A 12725-nucleotide genomic window follows, 5' to 3' on the forward strand; every position below is an offset into this window, starting at 1 on the left:
TACGCATATAGTGCTCCTTTGTAGAAGATTTGGGAACAAGTACGGTCTCACTTCTACAATAGGAGCTCTTTTTATTTTTGTAAATTCATATGACTTATTTTTCAATAAATGGAATTTATATCCACTGACGCAATGCCATTGGGACTGTCCCTCCTTAGAAAGGATTGAGTTTGTGGATGGCTGTTGAAATTAGAAAGTGCAAGCTGGATGATTTGCATATACTCCGAGAGATAAGTATAAAGACGTTCAAAGATACATTCAAGGATCAGAATTCTCCAGATAATATGCGGGCCTATCTAGAGAATGCATTTAACGTTAAACAATTGGAAACCGAATTGTCCAATACCTCTTCTGAATTTTATTTTATTTATTCGAGCGATGAACTCGCGGGATATTTAAAGATCAATATGAGTGATGCACAATCAGAAGATATGGGTGAAGAAGCACTTGAGATAGAGAGGATATATATAAGAAAACAATTCCAAAAGCATGGGTTTGGTAAGTATCTTCTGAATAAAGCAATAGAAATTGCAATTAAGCATGGTAAAAAAGAAGTCTGGCTAGGCGTATGGGAGAAAAATCAAAATGCCATCGCTTTTTATGAAAAGATAGGATTTGTTCAAACTGGATCCCACTCCTTCTATATGGGGACAGAAGAACAAGTAGACCTAATCATGTTCAAAATACTGGAATAAAAACTTAGTGACAGACATCGCCCTCCCCCTTGGGAGAATCAGGAAAAACCACAAACCTTAAAACGAGGTTTGTGGTCATTTATATCAATATGCGAAGAACTTGAAAAACTAGAACTATAAATAGCCCACCAAATTTTAGTGGGCTATTTTTATATTCTTCTAAGATTTATCTACCATTTTTATTTTGATAATTAACCATTACTTGCTCCCAAGTCTCATTCCCGAATGTATCCTTCGACCAGATCATAATGATATTTTCTCCATCTTCCAGACTAACATTGGTACTGAATGAACCATTTCTTACTTTCGTATCCTTCCCGTTCACACGCACAAAGTCCAAGTTAGTATCTGTTACTTGACCTTCAAGTTTCACGGATTTCTTATGAGTCGTTTCACCGTTTGCAGGTGTATCAATCACGATAACAGGGGCTACGGAATCAACGTCCACCGTAACTGTTTGAATGGCTTCATTCCCAGCTAAGTCCCTTGCCGTAACAGTAACACTATTCTCTCCTTGTTCCAACGTAATAGTAGCTTCATAGTTACCGTCAACTAGGTTTGCTTCCGTGCCATTAACTGTAACACTATCTAAATTGTCATCTTCTACTTGTGCTTGTAACGTTACAGATGTTGTATTAAATCGCTCCCCCTCAAGAGGTGCTAGAATCGAAACAATTGGAGCACTGCTGTCTAGCGTGACCTTCACTCCATTAGATAGTCTAGTAAGTCCTTCTCCTTGAGAAGCTCGAGCATTAATTAGGTTTTGACCTTCTGATAATGGAATATCTGCACTAAAGGTTCCATCCTCTACCGACGTAACGACAGCTGCTTCTACATCATTATTATACAAATGAACTTCAGTATTTGGCATAGCTTTTCCACTAACTGTAATGGTGTCATCAGCCGTATAAGTATTGTTTACTGGTGTTGTAATTTCCGGTACGGCTTCATCATAAGCAACCACGGCGCGAATCATATAGTTCCCATCATTTGCGTGGGCAGGCTTCCAAACCCCATCAATAAAGGAATAACTTCTTCCGGATGAACCTGAGCTTGTGTCACGATTAATTGCCGGAATATACGGGAAGCCATCTTTTTGAATATAAGCAAGGTAAAAATCACCTGGAACAATAATTTCCTCCCCACTTAAATCAACAAATGTCCAATCAGTGTGGGAACGGATTGCTTCCGCTTCAAACGGACCGGCTATTTTCTCACCTGGAAGCCCATCTGGACCAGTTGCATCATACACTTCCACTAAAAATTCAGTGCCACCTGGATCCGGACGATTGCCTCCATCAAATTTATAGTACCCACCTGTTAATACTCCACGATTTCTACCATCAGACAGAGACATTTTCACTGCCCAACCATTACCAGCTGTGTGAAAATAATTAAGCGCCTCTGCCGTTCCATCATCATAAGCTATCGTTTCTGATGTACCAACAATTGGTGATAATGAAACGTTTTGTACCGTCTCTCCATCGCCTTCCACTGTTACGTTAGCTGTATTAGGATAATGCATTGGATCGGATACCTTTAAAGTATAGTTCCCTTCAAAGGCCGTTAAATGGAATGCACCGTCTGCATTGGTCTCAGCCGGTTCAATATTGGCATCCTCAACCAGGTAGACTCTTGCTCCCTCAATCGGTTCCCCCGAAAGTTCATCGGTAATAACACCAGAGATAGTTCCTAACGTTTTTTCCTCAAGCGTAAAGTTCAATGAAACATCTGCATCATCCGCAATGGCAACCGTTTCCGATTGGGCATGATAGCCGTATGACTCCGCAATTACAGTATATTCCCCTGCAGGATGGCGTAATGCATAACTTCCATTTTGCGGATTGGTTACAGTAGAACGCCCTGTTTCCAACACACTCACTTGTGCATCGATTGGTAGTAATGCTAAAGCGTTGTCAGTTTCCACTCCGGTATTCAAATCTACCAAATCAGTTGTCTTGATAGTAGTTGGCTCAAAGTTTGTATTCGTACTAGCTCCATCGACTCCTGCCTGTAAACCGACATCATCAAGATACCAGCCAGGTCTCGAGGTACTAGAATCTGAATAGGTATAGAATGCGATAAAGATTCCTTGGCCAGCATAGTCTGATAAATCAACTGATGCATCCGCCCACCCTTCAGAATCTCCTTTGACCATTAATAGATTTGTCCAATCTTGACCGTTCGTTGATACCATTACATAGCCATAATCATAGGCGGTACCAGTGTAAATAGATTGTTCAAAACTATGCCACTGCTTAAAGTGTAAGCTTGCAGGTTCATCCGGTAAGGAAATAGCTGGCATAACAAGCATCTCTCTATTCGAATTCATATAATCCCCTGCTAGATTCGTAGCATAGACATGTTCACCTGATGCAGCTGCATTTGGACCTGACGTCGGAACTCCCCATTCCCAAGTAGGATTATCTCCAACTATCGTCCAGCCCTGAGGCTCCGTTTCAAAGTCCTCAAAATAACCAATAGATAAGCTTTCTACTATCGTGACAACATAGTCTTCACTTGTCACGTTATTTCCAGCATAGTCAGTAATTATCCATCGATAGGTTAATGTCCCAGCCTCAGCAACACCTGCTGGTATCGTTGCAAGATATTCACCTGATAAATAATTACCAGAAGTACGTTCCGCAGAAACATTAATCCACTCACCATCATTGACTTTATACTCTAACTGAACAGACTCTACACTGATATTATCACTTGCTTGTACGGTTAGATCGATTTGTTGGCCTTCTGAAACCTCTGTTATAGGATTATGAGAATAAACTGGATCCTCCGCGTCTTCCCCTTCAATCGTTACATTTCCAGTAATCATTCCCATACCTTGTGTTTCGGATAATACGGCATCATAAACATTCAATAATCCATGCCCATAGCCGTTATTCGGTGATTCTGAGAATTCTCGATCAGTTAATGGTATAGCCGTCTCGAGTAATACTTGCTCAATCTCATCTACAGAAATACTTGCATTAGCCTGACGTAATAAGGCAACCGTTGCTGCAACATGTGGTGCAGCCATCGAGGTTCCACTTTTATCTCCATACCCTCCATCTGGTAAGGTAGAACGAATTTTAACCCCAGGTGCTGTCAAATCAGGCTTAATTTCACCATATGGGGATGGTCCTTGGAATGAGAAATCAGCTAAAATATTCTCATCATCAACCGCCCCTACTGCAAAAGATTCCGGATAATTGGCAGGGCTTGCAATCGTACCAGGTCCATTTGGAATTAAAATTGATGCATTACCCCCTGCAAATACTGGGAATATGCCATATGCTCTCCATGTCTGAACCACTTCTAAAAACCACTCATTGATACCTGGTCCACCGCTCCAAGAGTTATTTACCACATCCGGAGCCATATCAACTCTACCACCAGGTGCCATGATCCATTGAGCAGCTTCTAAAATATTTGAATCCGATCCATTTCCATTGGCATCAAAAGCTTTTGCGGCAATCCACTTCGCCCCAGGAGCAACTCCAATCTGGTTCGTGCCATCAGGCTCACTACCTACCATTGTTCCTGTTACATGCGTTCCATGTCCATTATCATCATAGCTTTCAGCTTGGCCACTTACCGCATCAAAGAAACTATATTGATGATCCACAGTACCATCGGCAGCATTATAGCCACGATACTTTTCTTTTAGGGCTGGATGATCCCACATGACACCTGAATCAATACTTCCAACAACTGCACCAGTACCATCGATACCCAACTCCCATGCTTCAGGAGCCAATACTTGATCCACATTCCATTGGACATTTTCATCGGTAGAAGTTGTTGCCATTTCTTTATCTTCTACCAATTGCCTTTCTTCATCTAAATAGATTTTTTTAACTTCCTTCATGGATGCAATTTTTTCAACTACTTCCTTAGATCCGGTGAAGGAAATCGCATTTATCACATGATAAGACTTGAATTTCTCTACTTTCCCCTTTTGTTTTTCTTGTCCTAGAAGTTTTAGTAAAGGTTCTTGTGTTTGATGGGCTTTTGCTTTTAACTCTGTTAAAATCTCGGAACGCACTATATGTTTCTTGTTTAACCCTAGTGCCTTTTTCTCATTAGCTTTTTTGCTCGCTTTATTCATGATAATAGAAGCATCAACTTGATCATTTAATACAATTAAAAGTGATACTTCCTCACTCGATTCCATTTTCTGTTTTACTTTGTTATCAATTTTGTGTGTAGTTGATTGTTGTCTGCTATCTTCGATGATTTTGTCTTGAGTTACTGCCGTAGCAATAGGTGACAAAAATGTACTCAAAACTAAAACCACTGTCGAAAGTAGAAATAAAATGCGCATTAGTCCCCTCTTCAATGAACAACCCTCCAGAATCGTATTTTAATTAAATAGCTAAATCTAGTAAACTATCGAATTATTACTAGACTACATGAAGGGTTGCGTGAAACTTGTCGGTATTTGGTGGGGTTCTATGGGGAAATGGGGCTATTTTTTCGACTTTTAAACTAAATAAATAGAGCAAAAGCTACATAAAAACACAGGGACGGATCTATTCTTTCATACTGAAAAAATGATCCGTCCCTGTATTTCATTCTATTTCCTTCACTCTTCCAACAGTACCGTCTTCCAACATGACCTTGATACCATGCGGATGGGTGCTTGAATTCGTTAATATTTTTGAAACTACACCTTCTGTTAATTTCCCTGAACGTTGATCCTGTTTCTTTACAACCTTTACGCTAGACCCCAATTTTATATTGTTTCTGTTAGTCCCTGACATGTTTTTTTGGTCTCCCTTATTTTCAGTACATCATTTATATTATCATTTACAATTCATGAAACATAATGCTTTTTATACATCTACTCTAACACATCTAGAGAATACGACCTACAATGATGGGATTTCATATGCAAGAGATCCTTAAAGAACCTTATTTCAAGCCATAACTACATCAAGTACTAACGTTTCTTCATGGTCCAGCATATTTTTATGAACAATATCCGTCACCGGTTTATTCATATTATTCATCAGGTCTTGTGCTTCTTTTTTATCTCCTACTAGGTAAATTAGATCCCACTGCTTGTCTTTTGCTAGCTTGTCTAACTTTGTTGCAAAGGTTTTATACAAGCGGTAACGATTAGCCTCAAAACGCTGCTCAAGCTCATCCCGTTTCATATGATTACCACTTAGCTCTACTGTATCCTGTTCATCATGTGGACTGGTGATTTCTTTCCAGTCTTCGGTTATGAGATCTAATGCAAATCGTTTTGTATCCAATACACTTCCAAGCTCGGAATCTATAACTTTGATTGCCTCTTTTTGAATTAAGATTATCCCTGTTTTTGGGAACTGTTGATACATTTGACTTAATTGGTCAACCTTTACTGTTTCTTGCCAGTAAAAGCTTGTTTCAACAGGCATCTGATAACGTTCTGCAAACCACACTTCTTCATCTGCCGTAGCAAAAATAACAATACTTTTGGAAAGATTTAACTCATTCTCTTGAATATACTGTTGAACTTTTTCTATGATTTTATTAAAATTCTTTTTCTCTTCCGAATCTCCGTCAGCTCTTAAGTAACTATCAAAGTTATTTAATCCGTTTTTCAAATGAATCTTCCAATCTCCAGGTCGCTGCTCTGGATCAGATGGATCTGTATTCAAGTACATACTAAATACACGGTGAGGTTTTTCCCGGTAAACACTTTCTAACTTTGCGATAACCTTTTTCATGTTCATGAACGGTATCCTCTCCTTTTATAATCTATCACTCTACTAGTTTTATTACCTGAAATAGATTTCGTTAAACATGAGAAAGTTAACTGCAACAAAATTTAATACCTTTCTTGCCACCAAACGCAAATCTGATTCGATTATATAAATTACCAAGGATTTCTTCCATTCTGGAAGAAATCTCATGAGAAACTTGTAGATTATTTTGTCCATAAGAGAACTGCTGCAAAATACAATAGTAAGAGATATGTCCCTACGTTTTGACTATTTTCAAAACAGAAGATTCAAAAAGAAAAGAAGATAAATAAAACCGCTTATGACAGTCATTGTTTATCCTCTTTTATGTTTATAACATTTCTTATAATCATTAATTTGATAGAGCTATTGGTCTGGGATAATTTGACCCCTAATTTCTCCTCCAGGATTTTGCTCTGTGTGGGCGTTCACATAGGTTCGTTTTCTCTGCATCAGTTTGAGCAGATCACGGATGCTTCTTACTCCTACTTCATTTGGGACTATATCCTTATCTGTAATAACACCAGTAATGACTCCCCGACGGGTGCTGATTCCATGTTGTTCTTCTAAAGTCGCTAAATCGGCCCCAAATAGGAAAACAAGAACCGGTCCGTTTACACCCTGGCCACCAAAGTGAATATGGGCCTGAACGAAATTGTTAATATTATTGACTTCGAGTTTAAATTTAATTTTTGTACCCTGTTTATTGGTGATAAATTTTGCTGTTCCAGAAGCATTTGTCATGACTGGGGGCACTTCGTTTTGTCCTCTTAGCTTAGCTACAAATTTCTCCATCATTTCCACCACCTTCAATAAACTGCTATATTATATGAAAATGATGGCGGACAGGTATGGGTAAGAGATTAGAGGATGAAAAAGGGCAGAAAATATAAATTGGAGTTTGAAGCATAATGGAGTGCGAGAAGTCGTTTGATGAACTTCTCGCTCTTTTGGCACTTAATGCAATACAAATGTAAATTTACTGATTCTCTAAAATGCGTTTAATTTTTTTTAAATCCTTCCTATTAGCTCGTTTCATCATGGTTGACATAAATGGGGTAAAAATTTTTGCAAACCCTGTTGGTTTACCTTTATTTTCCAACTCCATTTTCGTACGGTTATTTTCTAATGGAACCCAGTTATAAACTGTCTCCATCGGAAAAGGTCCATTAGCAGTTTTCATCACAAGTTTTGTACCAGGAATAAGTTCTACAATTTCATAAACATAGGAAAGATCTCTCCCTAGAAAGCTAGCTTTAAAAGCAATTTGTGACCCTACTATAAGTGGTTTTGGAGTCTTCCACTCAACTGAGTTAATATTTACGTACCATTCAGGAGCGTTTGCTGGGTTAGATGCATACTCTGACACTTTTGAGAGTGGACAATCAATTATAATTTCTGTTTTCACGTCTACCAATTAAATAACCTCCAGTAGAAGTAGTTGAACCGCTATTTCTTCTCAACATAATTTTTTAGTAAGGTACCAAGAAGATATTCCCAGCCTTTCGTATGAGATTCCTTCCAGTCTTCTCGGATAATTCCAGATGCGGTATGGGATAGTTGAAGCAATGTTCCTCCATCTTTCTCAATCAAGCGGTAGGTATATGCACTGTTTACCGCACCTTGCATTCCTAGATGACCATATAAACGGATTTCTTCAGGAGCATTTACAAAATATACATTTCCCCAGATTGCACCTTGATTTTTCCCCCACTTTTCGATAAATTGTCCTCCAGGAATTGGATTCAATGTTAAATCAGATGTTACGTCTTTTGGTGCTAGTCGGAATTCCCACCAATCTTGTATATTTTCCGTTAATGCTTTAAATACTTCTTCTCTCGGTGCATCCATAAATATTTCTTGCTCTATTTGAAAATCATCGTTTGTTGCCATGCTTTGTTTCCCTCCATTTTTTTCAACTGTTGATCTTAAGTTTAGCAATGAATTACTAGATGATTCCATATACTTTCCAACCCATCGATTATGAACTTCTTGAAGTGGTACTGCATTTAGGTAGTTTCGTCTATACTTTCCCTCCCTCCTAACTAACACTAAATTCCCTTCTTCTAATATCTTTAGATGCTTCATAATGGCATATCTGGTAACATCAGGGAATAATTCATTTAGTTCACCTGTTGTTTTGGGGAATTCCTTAAGCTTATCAAGAATCTCTCTGCGAATTGGGTGACCTAACGCTTTAAATACAATAGTAAGCTTTTCATCCATTTATAACGTTCCTTTCGAAAAGGATAAATATATTACAATAATCAAGTGACTTAAAGGTAACATATAATATGTGACCTAATAGTAACATGATGAAAAAAACCTTGTCAAGTGTACATAGTATGTAGCTTCTTTTATTAGCACCTTATACTGCAAAGCTATAGGCATCTGTATGTTGATTTAGATTATACTGGGTTTGGTGTCGTTTACAATCTGGACGGGGAATATGATTGAAGCGCCATTGATTTAGGAAGAAAATGTTTCTTACACTACTTGGTTTTCGCCATGCATTTTCATTGAGTATTACTAGTTTACTAGCACTAATCCAAATTGGCAGAGCTTTTATATTACTTATCCCTTATGATGATATCTGAACTTATTATTGAGTATACATAGAAAAACGCCTATTAAAAAATAGGCGTTTCATGCGTTTATAATTGTGGCGTAGGACCATGTGGTTCACATGCACATGTATTGCATTATCCTGCGTCTTACACAAATCAGCTCATCGCTTGATTAGTATAGCATTTTTTCGACCTCTGTGCTAGCTAATTTTCACTTCCCGAAATGGCACCGCTATACAATCAGATATTTTTCAATATTATCTGCATTATGAAATAATAAAACTATCCCAGAACGATAAGGAGTTTCTAATATGATTTCATTTGAAAATGTCAGTAAGCAATACCAAGATGGTACCACCGCGGTTGACTCCATCAGCTTTACCGTACAACAAGGAGAATTTTTTGTTCTGATTGGTCCAAGTGGTAGTGGGAAGACGACCACGTTAAAAATGATGAATCGTCTCATCCCCTTAAGCGATGGGTACATTTTCATCGATGGGAAAAAAATCAGTGATTATAACATACATGAATTGCGTTGGAATATTGGTTATGTCCTCCAACAAATTGCCCTCTTTCCTCATATGACCATTGAAGAAAATATCGGGATTGTTCCGGAATTGAAACAATGGAGTAAAGAAAAAATTCATCATCGAGTGACAGAGTTATTACATATGGTTAGTTTAGATCCAGACGTATACCGAACTAGGAAACCTAGTGAACTTTCTGGTGGGGAACAACAACGGGTTGGGGTTATTCGTGCTTTAGCAGCTGACCCCGAGATTATTTTAATGGATGAGCCATTTAGTGCACTAGATCCAATCAGTCGTGACAAATTGCAGGAGGATATCATTCACCTACAAAAAGAAATCAAGAAAACCATTGTGTTTGTTACACATGACATGAAAGAAGCCTTGAAGTTAGCCGATCGTATTTGTCTGATGGATAATGGCAAAATTATTCAAATAGGGACACCGGAAGAGATTATCCATCACCCTAAAAATGAATTTGTAAAGGATTTCGTCGGCGCATCGTCACCGCTTCGTTCGGACTTCCAACTAGAGGAAATAATTGGACCTATCCTGAATCATAAACCATCTGCTACTATTCCGGTTTCAGCATCACTAGAACAAGTATTAGGTGAATTAACGAAACAAGAAGAACTTTTGGTGGAAAAGGACGGAAAAGTGATTGGATATGTGAACAGACAAATGCTTATTCAATATTTTTCCGGTGCTGTAGATAAAGGAGGGATTGGGAATGACTAACTTTATCGATGTTTTTTATGATCGACAGGATGAATTAGTTCAAGCATTAGTTGAACATATCCAGATTTCTTTTATCGCATTATTTTTCGCTGTGATCATTGCCGTTCCACTGGGGATCTATTTAACGAAAACGGCTCGATTAGCAGAAAGTATTATTGGTGTGACGGCTGTCATGCAGACAATTCCCTCATTAGCGTTATTAGGACTGATGATTCCTTTATTTGGTATTGGTAAAGTTCCAGCAATCATCGCACTTGTCATTTATGCCCTCCTTCCTATCCTGCGTAATACGTATACTGGCATAAAGGAAGTCGATCCATCCTTGATAGAGGCTGCGTTGGCCATGGGGATGAACACAACCAAACGATTACTAAAAGTAGAATTACCATTAGCAATGCCGGTAATTATGGCTGGTATTCGAACGGCTATGGTACTCATTGTTGGTACAGCTACACTTGCTGCTTTAATCGGTGCAGGGGGGTTAGGAGATATAATATTACTAGGAATCGATCGAAACAATACGGCGTTAATCGTACTTGGAGCAATACCTGCAGCATTATTGGCTATTTTATTTGATGTGTTGTTACGAGGGATGCAAAAGCTTTCCTATAAAAAATCACTAGCCATGATTGGAATCATTGTTGTATTAACAATCAGCATAATGGTCGTACCAAATTGGCTGAAAGGCGACCAAGAGACACTTGTCATTGGAGGAAAGTTAGGGACAGAGCCAGAAATTTTGATTAATATGTATAAGATTTTAATTGAGGATGAAACGGACTTACATGTTGCATTAGAGCCAAGTCTCGGTAAAACAACCTTTTTATTTAACGCGTTACAGTCGGGGAGTATTGATATTTATCCGGAATTTACAGGTACTGCCGTATCCCAGTTTTTAAAGGAAACTGCGGTAAGTAATGACAGACAAGAGGTTTATCAACAAGCACACGATGGATTGCTGGAACAATTTGATTTAGTTCTACTCCAACCAATGCAATTTAACAATACGTATGCATTGGCCGTTTCTGCACCATTTGCTGAAGAACACGATGTAGAAGCCATCTCTGATTTACACGGTAGCGAACAAGAAGTGAAGGCCGGATTCACTTTAGAGTTTTCCGATCGGGAAGATGGATATATTGGCATTCAAAATCTCTACGGCCTGGAATTTCCTAATCTTGTTACGATGGAGCCAAAACTGCGTTACACTGCTATTGAACAAGGTGATATTAATTTAATCGATGCTTACTCTACCGACAGTGAGTTAAGAAGGTACAATCTAAAAGTATTGGAAGACGATCTAGAGCTATTTCCTCCTTATCAAGGAGCAGCTTTACTAAGAAAAGAAACACTAGAAAAATACCCGGAACTAGAGAAGATTCTAAATCAACTCGAAGGTAAAATAACAGATGACCAAATGCGTGAAATGAATTACCAAGTTGCTGTGGAAGGAAAAAGCGCTAGGGAAGTAGCCAGGATCTATTTAGAAGAAGAGGGATTAATTGAGTGAGACTATCTTCAATCTGTTTGGAACCACAGATTAATTCACCTTTTGATTAAGATGACTATAAAAAAAGAAGGTTTCAGTTGTAATACTGTTTCCTTCTTTTTTATGGTCTTAATTATTGCTAAGATTAACAGATTAATCTTTACCCTCTCACTAGTTTATTACGAATACGGTTAGAACATAGCTCTACTACTAATATCAGCACAACTAATCCTATCAATATAGACCCTACCTCGTTCCAGCGATAAGCACTCATAGCAAACATCAGTGGTGCACCAATACCACCTGCCCCTACTAAACCTAATACAGACGCTTCACGTAAATTCATATCAAAACGATAAATAATAATCGATAGAAACATAGAAAAGAGTTGTGGAGCAATGCCGTATCGTATTTTTTCAAACGTCGTACAGCCTATCGAAGTCATCGATTCTAAAATACTAGTATCAAGCTCCTCAATCGCATCCACAAACAATTTTGCTAACATTCCGATGGACACTAGTGCAATGGTTAGTACACCAGCAAATGGCCCTGGTCCTGTAACTCGTATGAACATCAGCCCATAAACTAACGCTGGAATGGTACGTATGATGATTAATAGTAGTCTTGTCACCCAAGCAATTGGTTTAGGAACAACATTGGATGCCGACAAAAAAGCAAGTGGTACAGCTAACATGGAGCCAATAATAGTTCCTAAAAACGCAATTGCTATCGTTTCGACTAATAAATAGGGAACACCCTGTGTCGTAAAAGTAAATAATAATTCCAAATCCGGACTTAAGATACCAGCGATAATGCTAGAACCAATTTTCCAACCGCTTCCCTCAACATTTTGTAAATTAATTGTTGTTAATGACCATATAAATAAAAGCAACACAATAGCAGTTACGACAACTAGATAGCGTCTGTTGCTAGGTGAAGCATATAGTTGTTTTTCAATTGTATCCATCATAAGTAGT

The 12725-nt window shown here is 38.3% G+C and carries 10 protein-coding genes; 3 read left to right on the forward strand and 7 right to left on the reverse strand.

Annotated features, from left to right (window positions below; genetic code table 11):
* Positions 1 to 176 precede the first annotated feature (176 nt).
* Positions 177 to 695 (forward strand): GNAT family N-acetyltransferase, encoded by a 519-nt coding sequence (locus TE34_RS18960; RefSeq protein ID WP_047986387.1) that lies wholly within the window; start codon positions 177 to 179, stop codon positions 693 to 695.
* Positions 696 to 861: 166 nt separating this feature from the next.
* Here the strand turns inward: TE34_RS18960 and TE34_RS18965 are convergent, their stop codons facing one another.
* The 6 genes from TE34_RS18965 to TE34_RS18990 form a co-directional block, all read right to left on the reverse strand.
* Positions 862 to 5019: a S8 family serine peptidase gene (locus TE34_RS18965; RefSeq protein WP_047986388.1), complete on the reverse strand. Its 4158-nt coding sequence runs from the start codon at positions 5017 to 5019 to the stop codon at positions 862 to 864.
* A gap of 247 nt (positions 5020 to 5266) precedes the next feature.
* Positions 5267 to 5458, reverse strand: a complete 192-nt coding sequence (locus tag TE34_RS18970) for a YwbE family protein (RefSeq protein ID WP_047986389.1) — start codon at positions 5456 to 5458, stop codon at positions 5267 to 5269.
* A gap of 156 nt (positions 5459 to 5614) precedes the next feature.
* Positions 5615 to 6418 (reverse strand): VLRF1 family aeRF1-type release factor, encoded by an 804-nt coding sequence (locus TE34_RS18975; RefSeq protein ID WP_047986390.1) that lies wholly within the window; start codon positions 6416 to 6418, stop codon positions 5615 to 5617.
* A gap of 375 nt (positions 6419 to 6793) precedes the next feature.
* Positions 6794 to 7222 carry a CHRD domain-containing protein gene (locus TE34_RS18980; RefSeq protein WP_236687188.1) on the reverse strand — a complete coding sequence of 143 codons (429 nt, stop codon included), beginning with the start codon at positions 7220 to 7222 and terminating at the stop codon, positions 6794 to 6796.
* 184 nt (positions 7223 to 7406) lie between these two features.
* Positions 7407 to 7835, reverse strand: a complete 429-nt coding sequence (locus TE34_RS18985; protein ID WP_236687191.1) for an SRPBCC family protein — start codon at positions 7833 to 7835, stop codon at positions 7407 to 7409.
* A 41-nt stretch (positions 7836 to 7876) separates the two neighbouring features.
* Positions 7877 to 8653: an SRPBCC domain-containing protein gene (locus tag TE34_RS18990; protein ID WP_047986393.1), complete on the reverse strand. Its 777-nt coding sequence runs from the start codon at positions 8651 to 8653 to the stop codon at positions 7877 to 7879.
* 652 nt (positions 8654 to 9305) lie between these two features.
* Between TE34_RS18990 and TE34_RS18995 the strand changes: the two genes are divergently transcribed.
* Together TE34_RS18995 and opuFB are read left to right on the forward strand one after the other, a co-directional pair.
* On the forward strand, positions 9306 to 10259 hold the full coding sequence (locus tag TE34_RS18995; protein WP_047986394.1) for an ABC transporter ATP-binding protein: 954 nt from the start codon (positions 9306 to 9308) through the stop codon (positions 10257 to 10259).
* Positions 10252 to 11769, forward strand: coding sequence for an osmoprotectant update ABC transporter permease/substrate-binding subunit OpuFB (gene opuFB, locus TE34_RS19000; protein ID WP_047986395.1), 1518 nt, complete (start codon positions 10252 to 10254; stop codon positions 11767 to 11769). Before TE34_RS18995 ends, opuFB begins: the two co-directional genes overlap by 8 nt.
* 139 nt (positions 11770 to 11908) lie before the next feature.
* On the opposite strand, the gene phnE is transcribed toward opuFB, so the two are convergent.
* Complete coding sequence (phnE, locus tag TE34_RS19005; protein WP_047986526.1) at positions 11909 to 12715, reverse strand: phosphonate ABC transporter, permease protein PhnE; 807 nt, start codon at positions 12713 to 12715, stop codon at positions 11909 to 11911.
* Between the last annotated feature and the right edge of the window lie 10 nt (positions 12716 to 12725).

Source organism: Ornithinibacillus californiensis, from assembly GCF_001038485.1.
GTDB classification, from domain to species: Bacteria; Bacillota; Bacilli; order Bacillales; family Amphibacillaceae; genus Ornithinibacillus; species Ornithinibacillus californiensis.